Annotated in this window: 26 protein-coding genes; 20 read left to right on the top strand and 6 right to left on the bottom strand. The window is 65.7% G+C overall.

Translation table 11 applies throughout. From position 1 onward, the window contains the following. Positions 1-4: 4 nt before the first annotated feature. Genes Q0X18_RS15775 through Q0X18_RS15765 form a run of 3 tightly spaced genes read left to right on the top strand, consistent with a single transcriptional unit; the run spans position 5 to position 2,586 of the window. Positions 5-970, top strand: coding sequence for an ABC transporter permease (locus Q0X18_RS15775; RefSeq protein WP_027888523.1), 966 nt, complete (start codon positions 5-7; stop codon positions 968-970). Then, positions 963-1,841: an ABC transporter permease gene (locus Q0X18_RS15770; protein WP_043983037.1), complete on the top strand. Its 879-nt coding sequence runs from the start codon at positions 963-965 to the stop codon at positions 1,839-1,841. Before Q0X18_RS15775 ends, Q0X18_RS15770 begins: the two co-directional genes overlap by 8 nt. A gap of 4 nt (positions 1,842-1,845) precedes the next feature. Continuing rightward, positions 1,846-2,586, top strand: a complete 741-nt coding sequence (locus Q0X18_RS15765) for a PIG-L deacetylase family protein (RefSeq protein ID WP_027888521.1) — start codon at positions 1,846-1,848, stop codon at positions 2,584-2,586. Positions 2,587-2,973: 387 nt separating this feature from the next. Here Q0X18_RS15765 and Q0X18_RS15760 read toward each other — a convergent pair whose 3' ends face one another. Together Q0X18_RS15760 and Q0X18_RS15755 are read right to left on the bottom strand one after the other, a co-directional pair. Beyond that, positions 2,974-4,017 (bottom strand): C39 family peptidase, encoded by a 1,044-nt coding sequence (locus Q0X18_RS15760; RefSeq protein WP_223299774.1) that lies wholly within the window; start codon positions 4,015-4,017, stop codon positions 2,974-2,976. Continuing rightward, positions 4,014-4,988 carry a S9 family peptidase gene (locus Q0X18_RS15755; protein WP_119339789.1) on the bottom strand — a complete coding sequence of 325 codons (975 nt, stop codon included), beginning with the start codon at positions 4,986-4,988 and terminating at the stop codon, positions 4,014-4,016. The genes Q0X18_RS15760 and Q0X18_RS15755 overlap by 4 nt, the downstream gene beginning before the upstream one ends. Before the next feature lie 256 nt (positions 4,989-5,244). Here Q0X18_RS15755 and Q0X18_RS15750 point away from each other — a divergent pair, with 256 nt between their 5' ends. Together Q0X18_RS15750 and Q0X18_RS15745 are read left to right on the top strand one after the other, a co-directional pair. Continuing rightward, a complete protein-coding gene (locus Q0X18_RS15750; RefSeq protein ID WP_027888518.1) occupies positions 5,245-5,661 on the top strand; it encodes a BlaI/MecI/CopY family transcriptional regulator in 417 nt (138 codons plus the stop codon). A gap of 4 nt (positions 5,662-5,665) precedes the next feature. Then, positions 5,666-6,544, top strand: coding sequence for a M48 family metalloprotease (locus Q0X18_RS15745; protein ID WP_297563966.1), 879 nt, complete (start codon positions 5,666-5,668; stop codon positions 6,542-6,544). Here Q0X18_RS15745 and Q0X18_RS15740 read toward each other — a convergent pair. Next, positions 6,541-7,080 (bottom strand): GNAT family N-acetyltransferase, encoded by a 540-nt coding sequence (locus Q0X18_RS15740; protein ID WP_051304245.1) that lies wholly within the window; start codon positions 7,078-7,080, stop codon positions 6,541-6,543. The genes Q0X18_RS15745 and Q0X18_RS15740 overlap by 4 nt on opposite strands. A 260-nt stretch (positions 7,081-7,340) precedes the next feature. On the opposite strand from Q0X18_RS15740, the gene Q0X18_RS15735 reads away from it, so the two are divergent. Then, positions 7,341-7,505, top strand: coding sequence for a hypothetical protein (locus Q0X18_RS15735; RefSeq protein WP_155915755.1), 165 nt, complete (start codon positions 7,341-7,343; stop codon positions 7,503-7,505). 48 nt (positions 7,506-7,553) lie between these two features. On the opposite strand, the gene Q0X18_RS15730 is transcribed toward Q0X18_RS15735, so the two are convergent. Continuing rightward, a complete protein-coding gene (locus Q0X18_RS15730; protein WP_119339829.1) occupies positions 7,554-7,925 on the bottom strand; it encodes a helix-turn-helix transcriptional regulator in 372 nt (123 codons plus the stop codon). A 41-nt stretch (positions 7,926-7,966) separates the two neighbouring features. Continuing rightward, on the bottom strand, positions 7,967-10,192 hold the full coding sequence (locus Q0X18_RS15725) for a heavy metal translocating P-type ATPase (RefSeq protein ID WP_297563959.1): 2,226 nt from the start codon (positions 10,190-10,192) through the stop codon (positions 7,967-7,969). 141 nt (positions 10,193-10,333) lie between these two features. Here Q0X18_RS15725 and Q0X18_RS15720 point away from each other — a divergent pair, with 141 nt between their 5' ends. The 11 genes from Q0X18_RS15720 to Q0X18_RS15670 all read left to right on the top strand — a co-directional run bounded on the left by Q0X18_RS15720 (position 10,334) and on the right by Q0X18_RS15670 (position 16,957). Then, complete coding sequence (locus tag Q0X18_RS15720) at positions 10,334-10,489, top strand: hypothetical protein (protein WP_297563956.1); 156 nt, start codon at positions 10,334-10,336, stop codon at positions 10,487-10,489. Then, positions 10,489-10,920 (top strand): rhodanese-like domain-containing protein, encoded by a 432-nt coding sequence (locus Q0X18_RS15715; RefSeq protein WP_081698386.1) that lies wholly within the window; start codon positions 10,489-10,491, stop codon positions 10,918-10,920. The genes Q0X18_RS15720 and Q0X18_RS15715 overlap by 1 nt, the downstream gene beginning before the upstream one ends. Then, on the top strand, positions 10,917-11,729 hold the full coding sequence (locus Q0X18_RS15710; protein WP_027887987.1) for a TlpA disulfide reductase family protein: 813 nt from the start codon (positions 10,917-10,919) through the stop codon (positions 11,727-11,729). Before Q0X18_RS15715 ends, Q0X18_RS15710 begins: the two co-directional genes overlap by 4 nt. A 78-nt stretch (positions 11,730-11,807) precedes the next feature. After that, positions 11,808-12,110, top strand: coding sequence for a metal-sensitive transcriptional regulator (locus Q0X18_RS15705; RefSeq protein ID WP_223299566.1), 303 nt, complete (start codon positions 11,808-11,810; stop codon positions 12,108-12,110). Between the two features lie 218 nt (positions 12,111-12,328). Then, on the top strand, positions 12,329-13,771 hold the full coding sequence (locus Q0X18_RS15700; protein WP_027887985.1) for a rhodanese-like domain-containing protein: 1,443 nt from the start codon (positions 12,329-12,331) through the stop codon (positions 13,769-13,771). A 58-nt stretch (positions 13,772-13,829) separates the two neighbouring features. After that, positions 13,830-14,144: a rhodanese-like domain-containing protein gene (locus tag Q0X18_RS15695; protein ID WP_036197007.1), complete on the top strand. Its 315-nt coding sequence runs from the start codon at positions 13,830-13,832 to the stop codon at positions 14,142-14,144. Between the two features lie 16 nt (positions 14,145-14,160). Continuing rightward, positions 14,161-14,823: a rhodanese-like domain-containing protein gene (locus Q0X18_RS15690; protein ID WP_297563946.1), complete on the top strand. Its 663-nt coding sequence runs from the start codon at positions 14,161-14,163 to the stop codon at positions 14,821-14,823. Further along, entirely contained in the window at positions 14,820-15,161 is a 342-nt protein-coding gene (locus tag Q0X18_RS15685) for a rhodanese-like domain-containing protein (RefSeq protein ID WP_297563945.1), read from the top strand. The genes Q0X18_RS15690 and Q0X18_RS15685 overlap by 4 nt, the downstream gene beginning before the upstream one ends. Next, positions 15,161-15,511 carry a rhodanese-like domain-containing protein gene (locus Q0X18_RS15680; protein ID WP_297563943.1) on the top strand — a complete coding sequence of 117 codons (351 nt, stop codon included), beginning with the start codon at positions 15,161-15,163 and terminating at the stop codon, positions 15,509-15,511. The genes Q0X18_RS15685 and Q0X18_RS15680 overlap by 1 nt, the downstream gene beginning before the upstream one ends. Continuing rightward, the gene (locus Q0X18_RS15675) at positions 15,502-16,266 is read left to right on the top strand and encodes a sulfite exporter TauE/SafE family protein (protein ID WP_297563942.1); all 765 of its coding nucleotides are present in this window, start codon (positions 15,502-15,504) and stop codon (positions 16,264-16,266) included. Before Q0X18_RS15680 ends, Q0X18_RS15675 begins: the two co-directional genes overlap by 10 nt. A 238-nt stretch (positions 16,267-16,504) precedes the next feature. Then, the gene (locus Q0X18_RS15670) at positions 16,505-16,957 is read left to right on the top strand and encodes a CZB domain-containing protein (RefSeq protein WP_297563941.1); all 453 of its coding nucleotides are present in this window, start codon (positions 16,505-16,507) and stop codon (positions 16,955-16,957) included. An 84-nt stretch (positions 16,958-17,041) separates the two neighbouring features. Here Q0X18_RS15670 and Q0X18_RS15665 read toward each other — a convergent pair whose 3' ends face one another. Next, positions 17,042-17,521: a TlpA disulfide reductase family protein gene (locus tag Q0X18_RS15665; RefSeq protein WP_297563939.1), complete on the bottom strand. Its 480-nt coding sequence runs from the start codon at positions 17,519-17,521 to the stop codon at positions 17,042-17,044. Positions 17,522-17,903: 382 nt separating this feature from the next. Between Q0X18_RS15665 and Q0X18_RS15660 the strand changes: the two genes are divergently transcribed. The 3 genes from Q0X18_RS15660 to soxZ are packed head-to-tail and all read left to right on the top strand — an operon-like array spanning position 17,904 to position 19,130. Continuing rightward, entirely contained in the window at positions 17,904-18,338 is a 435-nt protein-coding gene (locus Q0X18_RS15660; RefSeq protein WP_297563937.1) for a thioredoxin fold domain-containing protein, read from the top strand. After that, complete coding sequence (gene soxY / locus Q0X18_RS15655) at positions 18,331-18,792, top strand: thiosulfate oxidation carrier protein SoxY (protein ID WP_297563935.1); 462 nt, start codon at positions 18,331-18,333, stop codon at positions 18,790-18,792. The genes Q0X18_RS15660 and soxY overlap by 8 nt, the downstream gene beginning before the upstream one ends. Before the next feature lie 11 nt (positions 18,793-18,803). Then, positions 18,804-19,130 (top strand): thiosulfate oxidation carrier complex protein SoxZ, encoded by a 327-nt coding sequence (gene soxZ / locus Q0X18_RS15650; RefSeq protein ID WP_297563933.1) that lies wholly within the window; start codon positions 18,804-18,806, stop codon positions 19,128-19,130. Positions 19,131-19,138: the final 8 nt, after the last annotated feature.

Below are 19,138 nucleotides of genomic sequence, written 5' to 3'. Positions count from 1 at the left end.
GTCGATGCTCAATCGCCTGGGCCAATACCTCCTGGTGCTGCTGGTCGCAGTGACGGTGAACTTCTTCCTGCCCCGGGCTATGCCGGGCAGCCCGTTGCAGTTCCTCGCTGGTGATGAGGTGGCCACGCTGAGCCCCGAGCAGCGCCAGGCCATCCTCCAGCGCGCGGGCTTGGACCAGCCGCTGCTGGTGCAGTTCTTGCGCTACCTGGGCCAGTTGGCCCGTGGCGATCTCGGCTACAGCTACCAGGAAAATCGTCCGGTGCGCTCGATCCTGCTCGAGCGCCTACCCTGGACTCTTCTGCTCACTGCAACCGCCCTGCTCCTCTCCTCGCTCTTCGGCGTCATCGTAGGGGCCCTGGCCGCCTGGCGGCGTGGGGGGATGCTGGACAACACCACCCTGGCCGGCTCGATCGCCCTTGACGCGGTGCCCACCTTCTGGCTGGGGATGATGCTGGTGGCGATCTTCGCCGTGCAGCTACAGATCTTCCCGGTTTTCGGGGCCAGAACTGCGTGGGCCAACTACCAGGGCTGGTCGGCGGTGGTAGACGTGACGCGTCACCTGGTATTGCCCGCCACCACCCTCACCATCGCCAGCCTCTCCGGCACCTACCTGGTGATGCGCTACGCGATGCTCGCCGTGCTGGGAGAGGACTACATCCGCACCGCCCGGGCCAAGGGAATGGCCGAGCGCCAGGTGCTTTACAAGCACGCCCTGCGCAACGCCATCCTCCCGGTGTTCACGGTGTTCATGCTCAACCTGGGAACGCTGGTGGGCGGGGCCGCAGTAATCGAGACGGTGTTCTCCTATCCAGGGGTGGGGCGGCTGCTGTTTGAGTCGGCCACCAACCGCGATTACCCCTTGCTGCAGGGGGCCTTTTTCCTGGTGACGCTTTCGGTGTTGCTTTTCAACCTGCTGGCAGACTTGCTCTATCCCCTGGTTGACCCCAGGGTACGGGGTTCACATGGTTAGCTCTGCTGTTGCTTCGGCCCGATCAAGACGCTGGCGCGAGCTTTCGAAGATGCTTCTGGCTAGCCCTGTCGGCGTTACGGGCCTGGGCTTGCTGACCTTGATGTTGTTTTTAGCCCTGTTCGGCCCGCTGATCGCCCCCTATGACCCCACCCTGCCCAGCGGCAAACCCTTTGAGCAACCCTCGAGCGCCCATCTGCTGGGCACCAACGACGTGGGTCAGGACATTCTCTCCGAGCTAATCGTGGGTACGCGGGTTTCGCTCCTGATCGGCTTTAGCGCTGCGGCAGGCGCCATCTTGATCGGTACGTTGGTGGGTCTGGTAGCGGGCTACAGCGGTGGCTGGCTGGACGGGGCGCTGATGCGCCTGGTGGACGTGATGCTGGTGCTGCCCTTCATCCCGCTGATGATCGTGGTGGCCGCCTATCTAGGACCAAGCACCGGCAACCTGATTGCCGCCATCATGCTGGTCATCTGGGCGCGACCCGCTCGAGTGATCCGTTCCGGGGTGCTGGCCTTGCGCGGGGCGACCTACGTCGAAGGGGCCAGGGCCCTGGGGGCTAGCGACTTCCACATCCTCTTCCGCCACATCCTGCCCGGGGTGCTGCCCATCGCAGTCTCGCAGTTCATTCTGGTGGCATCCGGCAGCATCCTGATCGAAGCCTCACTCTCCTTCTTGGGCTTGGGTGACCCGGTGCGCAAGAGCTGGGGTTCCATCCTCTATTACGCCCAGATTCGCGGGGCTTTTCTCAACGGTTCGTGGCCCTGGTGGGTGGTGCCCCCGGGGGTGATGATCACGTTAGCGGTGCTGGGTTTCGCCCTTACCGGCCGCGCTTTGGAAGGCTATCTGTTCCCGCGCTTGCGCAAAGGTTGATCGTATGCCCAAAAGCATTCTGATGTTGGCGACCTATGGCCTGGAGATCGTGGAAGTGGGTGGTACGCTGGCCCTGCACGCCCAGGGGGGCGATGCCGTACACGCTGCCGTGGTGCTGTCCAGGCCGCAGACCCGCCCCCAGATCGAGCAAGCCGCGAAGATCTTGGGGGTACGGTCGGTGCGGTTCCTGGAGTTTCAGGTCGGCGAGACCCAGCTCGACACCCCCTCCAAAATCAAGCTGGTGCGACTGATCCGGGAGACCCGCCCGGACATCCTGATCACGCAAGACCCCGAGCATTCCTATGCCGACCTCGACCCCGACCGCAGACTGCTCATGCTCTTGTATCTCGAGGCGGCCTCGTTGGCCGGACGGGACTGGCGCATCGAGGAGTGTGGCGGGTTTGAGCGCCACCTGATCCGCGACCTCTACTACATGTCGCCGCACAACCCCAACTGTGTGGTCGAGATCGGATCCACCTTTGCCCTCAAGCAACAGGCCCTGGGGGTGCTCGAGGGGCAGATGGCCTTCACTGCACAGGTGCTGCGCAGCAGGCTTAACCCAGAGTCACTGGAGACCATTGTTCCTGGATATGCCCACCTGTCCGACCTCGAGCTGGGGCGCTCGCTGCATCGCGAAATGGACAAGTCGTCGGCGCTCTATCACGGACTGCTGAGCCATGCCGGGGCCACCATGGCCGAGGCGTTCAGGCATCAGTTCCCCTTTCGGTTGGAACGGTTGCTCTGATCCACGACCTTAGCTGCCCTTGGAGCCTATACGATACCGGATTCAAAAAGATAATCTTCCAAACCGAAGAGCCCCGGAGGCTATCTTTTCGGGTCCCAGAGCATACCCCTCCCTGACGGTCGGCGAAGCAAGCGTATCCCTCCCGAGGGGCGCTACCGCCCTCCGCCACGCGGATAACTTCGGTCGGGTCAGTTCGTCACCGAACGGTGACGAACTAACCGAATCGGGTATGAAACCCTCATCTTGACCGCAGCAACGCTAATTGGCCTCTCCGGGATCGCGGTGATCGTAGGGGTCGCCCTGGACCTACGTGGCTGCTACCGACTGGATCATCGGCATGATACCCCGCCGCTTCGGCGAGGGGACTGGCACGATCCAGTTTTGAGCCTAGCGTGCGGCTTTCGCCTGCAATTCCCGCAGCGCAGCCCGGGCTTCGGCATAGCCGGGTCTATAGCGCAGGGCTGCCCGGAAGTCAGCCAGGGCTAGATTACGCTGTCCCAGCGCAGCCCGGGCTTTGCCGCGCCAGTAGTACGACTCCTCATGGTCGGGAGCCCACCGCAGGGTCTCACTAGCTAAGGAAACCACCTCGCCATGGCGGGCCACCTTGTAGTAAGCCTCCAGGGGACCAAACTGGTACCACAGGGTACGCCAAGGCCAATTACCCAGCATCCCGCCGGGCCGGTCGGGGTCATAGGCCCGGTTGACCGGCAGGCCGCGGGCTTGGTCGTAGGCTTGGGCAGCCCCCACGGCGTCGCCCAGCTTAAGCAGGCTGGTGCCCAGGTTGAACCAGGCGAAGGCGTTACGGGGCTGGGTCCGGGTTTCCTGGAGGGCTACCGCCCGGGCGTGCTGGTCTTCCCATCCCGCGTTCACCCGATCACCCAGCAACTTGCGCACTTCCCCCTCACGGCTTTTGGGATAAACCACTAGATAGGTGCGGTTGTACACCTGCCACAGGCTGTCAAACTCCGTGTACTCGAGGCGTATGTTGGGGCCGTTGTAGGAGTCGTAGGCCCACAAATAGCCCCCTCGTTCGTCGTAGCCGGTAATCAGACGGTAGTGACCCATGCCGCCTTGGTCGCTGACGAACCAGGTCTGGGCGATTACCGGGTAACCCGCTGCCACCAGCCGCCTGATCAACGCCAAATCGCCGGCTGCGCCCCCGTGCACGGCGTAGCCCTGGCTGCGGGCATAAGCTGCCAGCTCATCGGGCGAGACGTTCTTGTCGGCCCGGTTGGGCTTCAACACAGGAGCGGACTGGTACTGCGTCAGCTTGCTCCCCCAGAAGCTCAGGGCCATCCCGATCGTGACGGGGCCGCAGTTGTTGAGGCGTTGGTACTCGTGGCGAACGCCTTCCAGCCGCACCGCCCCGGGCACGGCCCCGGCCGTGGACAGAAGCACGGGCAACAGGAGGTGCACGATCCGCCGGTTCACGATCCCCCTTTCAGGTAGCGGTCGAAGAACGCCACCGAGCGCCGCATAGCCTGGGCGAAGTTCTTGCTCAGGTTGTGGTCGTCTCCGGCGTAGCTATAGAACTCATACGGCTGCCCGGCCGCCTTGAGTTGCCGCGCCAAGGTCTGCGAAAAGGCGTAGGGGACGTGGGTATCGGCAGGGCTATGATGAAGCTGGATCGGCGCCATGCCTTCTGCCAGGTAGCTGTTGGCCGAAATAGCGTTCCAGAACCCGGGGTTCTGCTCGGGAGTGCCGAAGCGATCGAAGATCTCCCGCCTGCGCTGCTGTACCCGAGTTGAGGGTTGCCCACCCATGTACGGTCGCCGCCAATTGTTGACGAGGTCAGTGTAGGGTGCCACCACTCCCGCCCAGATCACCCCGGCCTTGATGCGCTTGTCGACGACCATGGCCCGCAGGGTGAGGTAGCCACCCATCGAGTGTCCCCACATGCCCAGACGCCCGGCATCGACTTCCTTAAGCTTCGCCAGCGAGGAGACTGCGTTGAGCACGTCGATGGTGTAGCCCGGAAACCAGTAGGCTCCCTCGGCCTGGCCCTCGGAATTGCCGTGCCCCCGGTAATCCGGCTTGAACACGACATAGCCCGCCCTGGCCAGTGCGTCCACGTACGCCTCGTAGCGCTGGGTGGTGCGGTACTGTTCGGGCGGGATGTAACCGTGGTTAAACACGACGGCGGGCCAGCCGCTCTTCGGCTTGGTGCCCGAGGGTACGGTCAAGAGGGCGAAAATCTTCAGGCCATCGGAACGGTAGGAGGCGATGTAGCGCCGGTAGTTCGCGCCCGAGGTGAGGGTGCGCTCGACGGTGATGGCGCTGCCCGGGTAACTGCGGGCGCGCAGGGCCTCGATGCTGAGGGGGTCAGGCTGCTTGCTCTGGCCCAGGGCGAGGCCGCTGGACAGGAGCGCTGCGATGCCAAGGGATGGCAGGATTCTGACCATGCCTGTCAAGTTAAGGTTTTACGGTTAAGTTTCCGTAAAGCCCTCCGCGGCCAGGCTAAGGTTGCGGCCATCAACTCTACCGAGCAGGCCTCGAGCGTCCTTGAAGTGGGCATTTAGCTACCCGTCACCCGCTACGCAGTGCCGACGGTACTTTGACGAGGTTTCAAGACCTTGATTGGCCCAAACGCGCACACGGAGTGCAGCTAAGGCAGTCACGACCATGTAAAACCTGTCCTCCGACAGGTACACTGAGCCTATGGGCGAGGTGCGCTCGTTCCACCTCAACGAGCAGGGGTTGCAGCGGGTCCTGGGCGGCCTCGAGGCGGCGGTGATGGAAGTGCTGTGGAAGCATGGGCCCCAGACGATCGCGGAGGTGCAGAAGGCCTTGTTGCCGCAGCGGCTAGCCTTCAACACGGTGATGACGGTGCTCAGTCGCCTGGTCGCCAAAGGGCTGGTGACCCGCTGCCAACCGGGTGGGAGGCGCTCGGTCTACGGAGCGGCCCTGTCCAGGGAAGCCTTCGTAGAGGGGTTGACCCACGACGTTGTGGTAGGTCTGGTGCGCGATTTCGGGGACTACGCGGTGGCCCAGTTCGTCGCTGCGCTCGAGCGCGAGGATCCCGGGCGCATCGCCGAGCTCGAGGCCCTACTGCGGCGCAAACGGGAAGGCTCGTGAGCCTATGGGTCGCGCCATCGAGGCCAGCCTGCTCACCTTGCTGCTGCTGCTGGGGGCGCCGTTGCTGCTGGTGGCAGGCACCAGCGGTCACCCGGGCATGAGCGGGGCCTTGGACTGGCTCGGGGACTGCTGGTTCGCCCTCCGGGCAGGAGAGGCGGCCGTCGGGCTGGTTCTGCTGGCCGCGCTGGGTCCAGGGGCTCTCGCGGCTTTCCGGATGCTGCGCGAGCTGGTCACGAGGTGGGCTCTGCTGGCCTCACTGCGCCGTGAGGTCGGCGGGGCCGCCCAGCCCCCCGATCTCAGCGAGCTCGCGCAGAGCCTGGGCTTGAGGCGGGTGGTATACGTGGACCGGCCCGACGTGTTCGCCTTCACCCAGCTCTCCGAGGTGGTGGTGAGCCGGGGCCTGGTCGAGCTGCTGCCCCGCGAGGAGCTCAAAGCTGTCCTGCTGCACGAGCGGTACCATCTGATGCGCCGCTCGGTCAAACGTGGCCTGTGGGTGGCCGGCCTGACCGCCGCCACGGCATTCCTGCCCGTCGCACCGCTCCTGCAGCGGGCCTGGTGGTTACGGGAAGAGCTCGACGCCGACCGGGCGGCGGCGGTGGTGGGCGGTGACGTGGTGGCCTCGGCCTTGTTGCGCCTCGCACGGCATGCCCATGCAGAGTCGGCCCCGAATGCTGAAATTCTAGGCTCGAGCCTGGCTCTGCGGGTGCAGGCCGTCTTGGGGCAACCGGCGCCTCTTTTTGAGGGGCACCGCTGGCGGGCGGCTGTGGTGAAAAGCGCGCTCATCCTGGCGGCACTGTCCCTCGTACCACTCCTGCTGCACGCCGCGCCTCTGGAGTGGCATCTGCGGGACTGGTTACCCCACGGCCCGGGTCAGAGCTGCTAGAGGGGCAGGCCGCACAGGTCGAGCTCCCCTTCCGGCCAGGACCTGCCCTGACAGGCGAACGCCATTGCCGCCAACTCACCCTGCACCCTGCCGCCGGGCTGCTGGAAGTAAAACGGCCCTTGCACGCGCTGCCAGCCCAGGCGTTCATAGAAGGGGACCAGATCCTCCGCGCACATCAACCAGGCGAAATCGCACTTAAGCCGGTCGCCGATGAACCCGATGCTCTCCCGCAGCAGCACGGAGGCGTAGCCTTTGCCCCTCGCTTGCGGGAGAGTGGTCACCGCCCCTACCAAGCCCAGCCGCACGTCCTCCACCCCGACCTTCGCCGGGCGGTGGACGATTTCCAGCATGCTCACCCACCGGCCTTCATGGCTCAAGAAGCCGTACCACTGAGGCCGGGAGAGCTTGAGCGAGCTCCGGAAAGTGCGGGCTTTCCACCAGCGGTAGCGCACGTACTGGCTGAGCGAAAGCTGCTCCGGGGGGACGATCCAGACTTGCTGCTCCCAGGGAAGAACGTCGACGAGAAAGTGATTCATGGCGGGGACCCCCCTTTACACTACAGCGTGTAGTGTAAAGACCCCATGTTAAATCTGCGTAAAGCTAGTGGCCAACCCGCCTGCGCATCCTCCAGGCGCAAGCCACGCGGTTCGGCCATCCCGCCCGGGTGGAGCATGCACCCTTGCCGCATGGCGCTTGACGACCGGCAGACAGGAGGAGCAGGGCCGCTCGATCCAGCCGCGACCCCGGCTTCACCCCATCTTCCCTCCTGATGGTCAAGTTCCCCGACGGGTAGCGGTTGCACACCCCGACCCTGCCAGGCTCAGCAAAACCGATCGCGCACGATGATCCGGGCGTTGCCGAGCACACCGCCGAGTTCCACGTCACCTCCATCCTCAACAAGCTCGGCGCCGACACCCGCGCCCGCGCCGCCGCGCTGGCCGCCCAGCAGGGCCTGGTTTGACTTTCCGGGAGCCCGTTCTTTGGGGAGGCGGGCGCGAGGGCGGCCGGCTCAGCCGGGCTCCTGGGCGTGCTCGAGCGCGCTGCGGATGAGCTCGGTGACGTGGTGGTCCATCAGCCGGTAGTAGGCCATGCGCCCCTCCTTGCGGAAGGCCACCAGCCGCTCCTCCCGCAGCAGCCTTAGCTGGTGGCTCACCGCCGACTCGCTGGTGCCGGTGAGGGCGGCGAGGTCGCACACGCACAGCTCGGTCGCGGCCAGCGCGGCCAGGATGCGCAGCCGGGTGGGGTCGCTCACCGCCTTGAGCAGGCTGCTCGCCCGCGCCACGCGCGCCTCGTCGGGAGCGGCCCGGCGGGCCGTCTCGAGGGCTTCGGGGTGGATGCCCCGCTCCTCGCAGGCGGCGGCTCGGTCTAAAGCGGTCGGCATCGCGATAACCTCGTCTCGAGTATGCCACAGGCCGCGGGCGGCTAGCGGAAGCGCAGCAGCCGCAGCGAGTTCAGCGTGACCAGCGCGGTGGCCCCGGTGTCGGCCAGGATGGCGGGCCACAAACCGGTGATGCCCAGCAGCGTGGTGGCCAGGAACACCGCCTTCAGGCCCAGCGCGAAGGCGATGTTCTGCGCCACGACCCGCATCGTGTCCCGCGAGAGCCGCACCAGCTCGGCTACCCCCCGCACCGAGCCCCGCAGCACGGCGGCGTCGGCGGTCTCGAGGGCCACGTCGGTGCCCCCTCCCATGGCGATGCCCACGTCGGCCCAGGCCAGGGCGGGCGCGTCGTTGATGCCGTCGCCCACCATCGCCACCTTGCGCCCCTGGGCCTGGAGCTCTTTCACCTTAGCCGCTTTGTCCTCGGGTAAAACCTCGGCGATTACTGTGTCTATGCCCAGCTGGCGGGCCACGGCCTCGGCGGTGCGGCGGTTGTCGCCGGTGAGCATCACGGTCTGGATACCCATGCGGTGCAGCGCCTGCACCGCCTTGCGGGCGTCGGGCCGCGGCTCGTCCCGCAGGGCGATGAGGCCCAGCGGGGTGGGCGGGTTCAGCAGCACCACCACGGTCTTGCCCTGGAGTTCCATCGCCTCGATCTGCCCGGCTACCTCTGCGGCCAGGGGAGCGAGTTCGGCTGCGTACCTGGGCGAGCCGACCACCAGGGTTCGGCCCTGCACCATGGCTTGTGCCCCCTTGCCCTGGACGGCCTGCTGGTCGCTGGAAGGGGGCAGCGTGGCCCCCACCTCGTCGGCCTTCTCCACGATGGCTTTGGCCAGGGGGTGGGAGGAGCCCTGTTCGACCGCAGCGGCGAGGCCCAGCAGTTCGGCCTCGGAGCCTTCCAGAGCAACCACATCGGTCACCCGGGGCCGCCCCTCGGTGAGGGTGCCGGTCTTGTCGAAGGCGACGGTGCGGACGCGGGCGAGGGTCTCCAGCACCGCGCCCCCCTTGATCAGCAGGCCCCGCCGCGCCCCCGCCGAGATGGCCGAGGTGATGGCCGCCGGCACCGAGAGCACCAGCGCGCAGGGGCAGCCGATGAGCAATAGCGCCAGCGCCTTGTAGAGCCACTCGTGCCAGGCTCCGCCCAGGAACAGGGGGGGAACCACCGCGATCAAGGTCGCGACCGCCAGAACCCCAGGGGTGTAGTAGCGGCTGAAGCGGTCGATGAAGCGGGCGGTGGGGGCTTTGCTTTCCTGGGCCTCCTCGACGAGGTGGATGATGCGGGCAATGGTGTTGTCGGAGGGGTCCTTGTCCACCCGCACGGTGAGCACCCCGTCGGTGTTGATGCTGCCCGCGTAGACCGGGTCGCCGGGGCCCTTGTTCACGGGGACCGATTCTCCGGTCACCGGCGAGTCGTCCAGGGCCGAGAACCCGCTCAGGATGGTGCCGTCGGCGGGGACCCGCCCGCCCGGGCGCACCTGCACCACCTGCCCGACCCGCAGGCTGCTGGCGGGAACCTCGCGGGTACGGATGTCCTCCCCTTCCCCCTCGAGGAGGAAAGCGGTCTTGGGGGCCAGGGCGGCCAGGGCTTTGATCCCTGCCCTGGCCCTTCCGGCAGCGATGCTTTCCAGCAGCTCGCCCACCGCGAACAGGAAGACCACCACCGCGGCCTCGGTGGCCTCGTCGATCACGACCGCGCCGATGGCGGCGATGGTGACCAGGGTGTTGATGCTGAAGGGGTTGCCCAGCCTCACCCCGGCCCAGGCCTTGCGGGCCAGCGACCAGGCCCCGATCAGGGTGGCAGCGATGTAGCCCCAGCGTGAAAGCTGCGGCTCGATAAAGCCGAAGACGAGGGCCGCCACCAGCAATACGCCGGTAGTGATCACCTCGCGCCCTTGGCGGGTGGCGTGCCAGGGCTTGTCCTCCAGCTCGTGGACGTGTTCGCCGTCCTGGGCCCTAGCCTCACCCCGGTCAGGGTGGTGGGCGGCCTCTTCCGGGTGGGTATGGCTTTTGGTACCCTCCGGGACCAGCAGGGTGGGCTTATAGCCCAGGGAGCGTATCTTGGCCTCCAGGCTTTCCCTCGGCGTGACCGACTCATCCAGGTTGAGCCGCAGCACCTGCGTGGTGAAGGCCACGCGGGGGTTAGACGCTCCGGGGGTGCGGTTCACCAGGGCCTCGATCTTGTTGGCGCAGTCGGCGCAGTCCATCCCCTCGACCCGGTAGCACAGCTCGGGCGCGGGGGGCGCGGGGGGTGCGGGCGTTGGGCGGCTCATCAGGGCTCCTCCTTGAGAACGCGGTTTCAATATCTGAGCAACCGCTCAGCTATAGCAGGAGTCTAGCAATACATGAGCGTTTGTTCAAGTATTGCCGGGCCGATTACGGCTTGCTTTACAGATATATCCCCCCGGGGTATAGTGGAGCGAGGCTCTACGGAGCCCAGAGGAAAAGCCATGGACATGGAGAAGATGCTCCCCGACGAAATCCGCGAACAGGTGCAGCAGGCGCTGGACGGCCGGCCCGGGCGGGCCTTCGTGGAGGCCGTTCTCGAGACCATCGGAGGCGTGCGCTGATGGGCCGCCTGCGCCCCTTCCTGGCCTGCCGGGTGCAGGGCTTCTCGCCGTGCCGGGTGACGCCCTGGCTCCTGGCGGTCCTGGCGGTCCTCATGTTGTTCAACGGCTGCGCCCCCAAGCCGGGCTACAAGGACGTGAGCGTGCAGGAGCTTCGGGCCGCCAGCGAGCCCGGCCGCGTCGTGCTGGACGTGCGCGAGCCCTACGAGTACGCCGAGGGGCACGTGCCGGGGTCCACCCTGCTGCCCCTGGGGCAGGTGGCCGCCCGGGCCGGGCAGCTCCCCAAGGACGCCCCGGTGTACGTGATCTGCCGCAGCGGCAACCGCTCGGTACAGGCCAGCCGGACGCTGGCCGAGCTCGGCTTCAAGGACGTGCGCAACGTGCAGGGCGGCATACTGGCCTGGCAGTCGGCGGGCTATCCTCTGGAGCGATGAGCCTGACCCCCGACGCCCTCCTGCTGGGGCCGCTGGCCCTGAGCTGGCCCAACCTGGCCCTGCTGCTGGGGGCCCTGGCCTTCACCGCGCTGGCGGCGCGCCGGGGCCTGGAGGCCCGGGGGTGGTGGGTGCTGCTGGCGGCGCTCCTGGCGGCCCGGCTGGGGTACGTGCTGGAGCACCTGGGGACCTGGCCCGACCCCGCCTCGGCCCTGCTGGGGGTCGTGGACGTCCGCAGCGGGGGCTGGAGCTGGGCGTGGGGGCTGGCCGGGGGCGCGCTGACGGCCGGGGCCCTGCTGCGCCGGGAGGCCGGCCGGCTCCTGGTCCCCGCCGCCGGCGCGCTCGCCCTGGCCGCGCTCCCGCTCGGGCTCCAGCAGGCGCTGCTGCGCCCCGGCTTGGCCCTCGAGAGCCCGGCCCTCGACGCGCGGCCGCTGGCCTACCTCGAGCCCGGCCGCTCCCAGCCCTCCCCCGCGCGCTTCGGCGACCTGCCCAAGCCCATGCTGCTCAACGTCTGGGCCACCTGGTGCCCGCCCTGCCGCACCGAGATGCCCCTGCTGGCGGAGTACCAGCAGAAGGGCTACCCCGTCGTGCTGCTCAACGCCGGGGAGGGTGCGGGGGCCGTCGAGGGCTTCCTGCGCGAGGCCGGCCTGTCGGCGCGGGTCTTCCTGGACAGCGCCAACCTGCGGGAGAGCTTCCGGGTCAGCGGCCTGCCTACCACCTTGCTGATCGGGGCGGACGGGCGGGTCCTGGCGCGCCACCTCGGCCCCGTCAACCGGGCGCAGCTCGAGGAGCTCCTCCAGCGGCTGCGGTAGACCACCCCCGGCGCGCCCGTGGGATAGACTGATACGCGGGGGATACCCCTGAGGGATACCCAGCCCGCGAGGTGAACCTTGAGTGCCGTTGCGAACCGAACCCGAACCCAGCGCAAGCCCCGGCCCGCTCCCCCGACCAAGGAGCAGGTGCTCAACCGCCTCAAGCGCCTGGAGGGCCAGGTGCGCGGCCTGCAGAAGATGGTCGAGGAGGGCCGCGACTGCCGCGAGATCCTCACCCTGCTCTCCGGCGTGCGCAGCGCCCTCGAGGCCACCGGCGACATCATCTTCGAGACCTACCTCGAGGAGTGCCAGGCCGACTTAGCCAAGGGCCAGGGGGACACGCGGGGCATCGTGGAGGCCGTGCGCCTGCTGCGCCGCTGAGCGGGCGCCACGCGCGGCCGGGGTGGAGGACCTGGATGAGCCGGGCTTTCCGCCCCGGCCCACGCGTGGGCCGGGGTCAGGGTTACGCGAGGGCGGGGGGCTCGAGCCCTGGTGGGAGGCCGTACCGTGCCGCACGACCTCGAGGCCATCCAATACCCCCTAGGGGTACTTGACATATACCCCCCGGGGATATAGCCTTGCGCTTAGGAGGTTTGCTGATGCTGTTTCGACAGATCTACGAGGAAGGGCTGGCTCAAGGCAGCTACTTTATCGGGTGCCAAGCGCAGGGCACGGCCGTGGTGGTAGACCCCCGGCGGGATATCCAGGTTTATCTCGAGGAGGCCCAGAAAAACGGCCTGAAGATCGTGGCCGTCACCGAGACCCACATCCACGCCGACTACCTCTCCGGCGCCCGCGAGCTCGCCAGGGCCACCGGGGCCAAGCTCTACCTCTCCGACGAGGGCGACGAGAACTGGAAGTACAGGGGCCTCGAGGGCTTCGACTACCAGCTCGTCAAAGACGGCGACGAGATCCGGGTCGGCAACGTCACCCTCACCGTGGTTCACACCCCGGGCCATACCCCCGAGCACATCAGCTTTTTGGTACGGGACGGGGCGACCGCGACCGAACCCGGCTTTATCCTGACCGGCGACTTCGTGTTCGTGGGGGATATCGGCCGCCCCGACCTCCTCGAGGAGGCCGCCGGCATCCTGGGCACCGCCGAGCCGGGGGCCCGCCGGATGTTTAAGAGCCTGAAGGAGAAGTTCCTCACCCTGCCCGACTACGTGCAGGTGTGGCCCGGCCACGGCGCGGGCAGCGCCTGCGGCAAGGGGCTGGGGGCCGTAGCCAGCACCACCGTGGGCTACGAGCGCCGCTTCGCCTGGTGGGCCGACTACCTGGCTAAGGACGACGAAGCGGGCTTCGTGAGGGCCCTGCTTTCCGGCCAGCCCGAAGCCCCCTACTACTTCGCCCAGATGAAGCGGCTCAACCGCGACGGCATGCCGATCCTGGGGGAGCTCAAGGAACCCCACCCGTTCACCCCCGAGCAGTTCCAGCAAAAGCTGGCCGAGGGGGCTTTGCTGGTGGACACCCGCGACAAGTTCGCCTTCGCCGGGGGGCACCTCGAGGGGGCGATTAACATCCCGGCGGGCAAGAGCTTCTCCACCTGGGCCGGCTGGCTTTTGCCCTACGACCGCGACTTCATCCTGCTGGCCAGCCCCGGGCGGGTGCAGGAGCTGGCCACCCAGCTCGTCCGCATCGGGCTGGACCGGGTGGTGGGGTATATCCCCAGCCTGGACGGCTACGTGCAGGGCGAGCTCGAGACCGTCCCCCAGTTCACCGCCGCCGAGGCCAAGGCGCTGTGGGAGCGGGGCGAGGCGGTCATCCTCGACGTGCGCGCCGCCGACGAGCACCAGGCCGTGCGCATCCCCGGCGCCCTCAACCTCCACGCGGGCCGGGTGATGAAGCACCTGGGCCGCATCCCCAGGGACAAGCCGGTGGTGCTGCACTGCCTGGGCGGCGACCGCTCCTCCACCGCGATCAGCGCCCTGCTGGCCGCCGGCTTCACCAACGTCATCAACCTCACCGGGGGGATCAGGGCCTGGCAGGAGCACGGCTTCCCCACCGAGAAGGGGGAGGCGCGCCAGGCGGTGGGGGCCTGAGGGAAGATTTGCCTGACCCCGAGCCCGCGGGCCCGGGGGTCTCCTGAAGGGACGCACCATGACCCGAAACCTCGACCCCAAGACGGCTTACCGCACCCTCGAGCGCTACCGGGTGGTGGACGTGCGCGAGCCGGAGGAGTGGGCGGAGGGGGTGCTGCCGGGCGCCCTGCGGCTCCCCCTCGGCACCCTCGGGGCCTTGGCCCCGCTCCGCCTCGAGCGCGAAGAGCCGGTGCTGCTGTACTGCCGCAGCGGCAACCGCTCCCAAGAAGCCCTGAAGACCCTCCTGGCGCTGGGCTACCGCAAGGTCTGGCACCTCGAGGGCGGCATCAAGGCCTGGCGCGAGACGGGGATCCCCTGCGCCAACCCGATCTAAACGACGGAGGAGAACCATGTTGACCGTGCCCTACAAGGACATCACCCCCCAACAAGCGCAGGAGCTGCTCGAGGAGAAGGTCCTCTTCGTGGACGTGCGCGAGGCCGAGGAGTTCGCCAACTCCCGCATCCCCGGCGCCAAGCTGGTGCCGCTGTCCGAGTTCGCCGGGCGGGCCGCCGAGCTGCCTGAGGACGAGCCGGTGGTGCTCTACTGCCGCAGCGGGGGCCGCTCGGCGCAGGCGGCGGCCTGGCTGGCGGCCAAGGGCTACGCCCGGGTGCTCAACCTCGACGGGGGCATCCTGGCGTGGTACCGCGCCGGGCTGCCCTTGGACACCGTCCCGGTGGAGGTGACCTACCGCGAGACCGCCTTCACCGAGCTCACCCCGCACGAGGCCAAGGCCTGGGTGGACGCAGGGGCCTACGTCGTGGACGTGCGCGAACCCTACGAGTACGCCATGGGCCACGTACCCGGCGCGGTCAATATCCCGCTGGGGCGCTTCGTGAGCGAGGTGGGCAAACTACCCAAAGACCGCAAGCTGGTGGTGGTCTGCGCCTCCGGGGGCCGTTCGTCGCAGGCCTCGGAGTACCTGGTGGGGCACGGCTTTGCCAAGGAAAACGTGGGCAACCTCGAGGGCGGCACCTACGGCTGGATGAGCGCAGGCTTTGAGGTGGAGCGTTGATCGGCTGGCTTAAAAACCTATTGGGTGGCGGGGCGGCAGTGGGCCGCCTCAGCCCAGTTGAGGCCCACGAAAAAGCCAGGGCCGGCGCCATTATTCTGGATGTCCGTACCCCACTGGAGCGCCAGGAGGGCAAAATCCCCGGCTCGCAGGCCCTGCCGCTCGATCGGCTGGCCAGCGAATGGGAGAAGCTGCCCAGGGACAAAGAAATCATCTGCCAGTGCCGAAGCGGCGCACGCAGCGCCCTGGCCGCGCGTTTTCTGGCCGCCAAGGGCTACAAAGCTTACAACCTGGTAGGCGGCATAGAAGCCTGGAAGCGGCACAAACTCCCGGTGAAGTGATGCAGGACGTCTTCCCCAACGAGCTTTCCCTCTGGCAAAAGCGCGGGGCTGTGCTCCTGGACGTGCGTTCGCCGGAAGAGTTCGCCAGCGGGCATATTCCGGGTTCGCGCAACCTTCCCCTGGAGCAGCTTTTGGAGGCGCTGGATACCCTGAAAAGCCCCGTCGTGACCATCTGTGCTACGGGCAGCCGGGCCGGACTGGCCGCCGAGGTGCTGGGGTACGAGGGCCTCGAGGTGGGGAAGCTGGTGGGAGGTATCCAGGGCTACGCGGCCCAGGGTTACCCGCTCGAGCGCACCGCAACCCAGGTGGCCGAAGCACCGTTCAAACCCGAGGAGGCCCCATGTTCTTAGCCTGGATAGGTGCAATTCTGATTGGCCTGGCCCTGGGCATGCTGGGCTCGGGTGGCTCCATCCTCACGGTACCCATCCTGGTCTACCTGGTGGGAGAGCCCGACAAACTGGCCATTGCCGAGTCGCTGGCCATCGTGGGCCTGATTGCCCTGGTGGGGGCCATACCCTACGCCCTCAAGGCCCAGATAGACTGGCGCAACGTGCTGTTTTTTGGCCTGCCGGGCATGGCCGGCACCTACCTGGGGGCCTACTTTTCCAAATGGGTGCCGGGGGTCTGGCAACTGGGGCTGTTTGCAGTGGTAATGCTGCTGGCCGCCTACATGATGTTCCGCCCCCCGCGGCTCGAGGCCCCCACACAAAAACGCTCTTACCTAAAAATCGTCCTGGATGGCCTGGTAGTGGGCATCCTCACCGGCCTGGTGGGGGTGGGTGGAGGGTTTTTAATTGTCCCGGCCCTGGTCTTGCTGGGCGGGCTGCCCATGTACCTGGCCGTGGGCACCAGCCTGCTGATTGTAGCCATGAAATCGGGCAGTGGGTTCTATAAGTACCTGCACCTGCTACCCGAGCAGGGCTACACCGTCCACTGGGATATCGTGCTGATCTTCGCGGCGCTGGGCATTGTGGGCAGCCTGTTTGGGGGCCGCCTGGCGGCCTCGATCCCCCAGCTCACCCTGCGGCGCGGCTTTGCCGGGTTTTTAGTGGTGATGGGGGTTTTCATCCTGTGGCAGAACCTGCCCAAGGTGTTACATGGGTAAGCCAGTTTACGGTTGAATCTGCGTTCGCGTTCGTCACCAAAGCCGGGTATTTTCCAAAGTAGACATCATACACGTCTGGCGGGTGCGATGGGTGTAGTGCTTAAGCTCACGCCAGGTACGCATAAAATAGCTTCCTCGGTGTGCTGTATGCGCGTAACACGAGGTAACAGCATTTAACGCTCCCCGAAAGGCCTCCCCCCACGGCTTTTCCATAAATTCCTCGTACTTTGTAACTCGTATGAATCTATTGGACTGGCTCCGTAACTGGGGCCGCAAACAACCCACGGAAGCCCCCAAGTTAGATGCAGCAGAGCAGCACTTTATGGGCCTGGATGTCCAGGCCGTGATCAACGCCCATCTGGCCTGGCGTAAGCGCCTCGAAGATGCCATCCTGGGCCACTCCAACGAAGAGCTTGATATTGGCGTCATCATGCAGGACAACCAGTGCCTGCTGGGTCATTGGCTTTATGGTCAGGCCGCCCGCAGCACCCTGGCCCTGCACCCCGAGTTTACGGCCCTGCGGGAAACGCACCGTACATTCCACCTCTACGCCGCCCGGGTGGTGCAAACCCTCCGCATGCGTGGGGTGGAGGCTGCTCAGGCCATGCTCGAGGCCGACTTCGACCGTCTATCCAAAGACATTGTGTTTAATCTGGCTGCGCTCATGCACAAAGAGCGCACCCTTCACTAAATTCCACCCGCCCGCCACACGACCAAGACATAGCCGTGTGGCTACTTTTCATGTGGCATCTACCCTGTCAATGCATCGAGTAATTCACTCATAGCCCGCCAGGGCGAGGTCGTCCTTGAGGGACTCGACCTCCACCTTGCCAGCATAAAGGTTTACTACCTTACCCTCGCCATCGAGCACAAAAGTCCAGGGCTGGCCCAACACCTTATAGCGATTGGCTACAGCAACCGGGTTATCGCCACCAGGCTGGGCCAGGAGGGGCAGAAATCGGGGGTAGTTTTTCATGTAATCCCGCACCACCTGTTCGGTGTCGCGGGGCTCACGGCTAATGACCACAAAAGGCACCTGGTACTCCTGTGCAAGCTGGTGCAACTTGGGAAACTCAGCCCGGCAGATGGGGCACCAACTGGCCCAGAAAGTAATTACCACCGGCTTGCCCTTAAAACTGGCCAGGGTGTAGACCTTGCCGGATATATTGCGCAGCCGGAAGTCCGGGGCAACCTGTCCGGGCGAGACGGCCAGGCCTACCGTAAACAAAATGAGGGTTGCAAGCAAACGTTTCATGTTTCCTCCCGTGGGTCGATACCTATATCGGGTATGTTGCTATGAATTAAATAGCAAGCTGACTTTGTGCACAAGGGGTTAGGTTACACGATTAAACAAGAATCCAAAAAGTCTTTCTGCGGCAGACTTTACCGCTCATCAAGGGACGCTCTAGTTCTTGTGTAAGATTCGTAGCTCGATAAATCCTTACATTGGGGTAGGCCCTCGAGTCAAGGTAGTGATGAAAGCTATATCTAAATGGAATAAAGCCAGTGATAATGTGTACCAAGCGCATTTGCTGCCTCGTACAACCGCTTGCTGGTCAACCTGGGCGCTTTGGGTCAGAGTTGACGTGCATACCCCCAGGTAGTATTAATAGGTAATCGAAAACTTTCGGTGCGCTATGCGGTACATCTTATTACTAATGCTCGGGGCCCTGGTGGGCGTCAACGCCCAGGGGGTAGACTTCGAGCGCTGGTATCCCTATGCCCAGGCCAGCCAGTATGCCCAGGCGCATGGACGCATTTTGATGGTCTATTTCTGGAGTGAAGCCTGTCCTTACTGCGACCAGATGAACACCCATGTGCTGTCCGACCCGAGGGTCTCGAGCATCCTCGAGCGCCGCTTTGTGGTCGCCAGCGTGGACAGCCATAGCCCCGAAGGTCGCGCCCTGAGCACGCAAATGCGGGCGTTTGGCACACCCAGTTTTGTCTTCTTCGTACCCCAAGGGGGTACGTTGAAAGAAGCGGGCCGGCTATTCGGTAGCCGAACCCGTGCACAGTTTCTGAACGAACTTCAGCAAATCTGTGCGAAGGTGGGAGGTGAAGGTTGTGGATAGAAGAACATTTCTAAAAGCATCGGCAGGGGCCGTTGCCGGAACCGTGCTGGCCAATCAGCTCACGGCGGCACTGGCCCAGGGAGGCCTCGAGGGCGAGGACATCGCCAACCTCGAGAAGGGCTTGCAACAGGTTCTGGGCAAGAGCTTCAAAGACTTGACCCTCTCGCAGCAGGTCAAGCTGGTGGCCCCTACCATCGCCGAGTCGGGCGCCAACGTACCGGTGGAGATCGAGGCCAGCCTGCCCGCCGATCAGGTCAAGGCCATTCACTGCTTCTGTGACAAGAACGCCAATCCCCTGCTCTTTACGGTCATTCTCAACGGGGTTCTACCCTACTACGCCACCCGCGTGCGGGTCGCCGAAACCGCCCCGGTGCGGGCCGTGGTCGAGACCAAAGACGGCAAGTTGTTGATGGCCGCGCAGTCGGTGCGGGTCACGGTAGGCGGTTGCGGTTAAGGAGGCATGACATGGCGATTAACATCTTGGTTCGTTTCAACCCAGCCAAACCCAAAGCGGGCGATGAAGTTCGGGTGCAGATTGTCGTACAACACCCCATGGAGCCCGGTACCCGCCGGGACGCCAGCGGGAAGTTAATTCCTGCCGACCACATCAACGAGGTCAACGTGACCATGGACGGGCAGCTCATCGCCCAGGTCAAGCCGGGCCCTGGCACCAGCGCCAACCCCTTGTTCGCCTTCAAGATGAAGGCCAACAAAGCCGGTCAGCTCAAGGTCACCTGCAAAGACCTGAACGGCCAGACTGGCGAAAAAACCGCAGATCTCACCCTGGCCTAGGAGGTTCG

The sequence above is a fragment of the Meiothermus sp. genome, from assembly GCF_026004075.1.
GTDB lineage: Bacteria > Deinococcota > Deinococci > Deinococcales > Thermaceae > Meiothermus.
The sequence above is the reverse complement of the archived record's forward strand: the minus strand, read 5'-3'. Positions and strand labels throughout refer to the sequence as shown.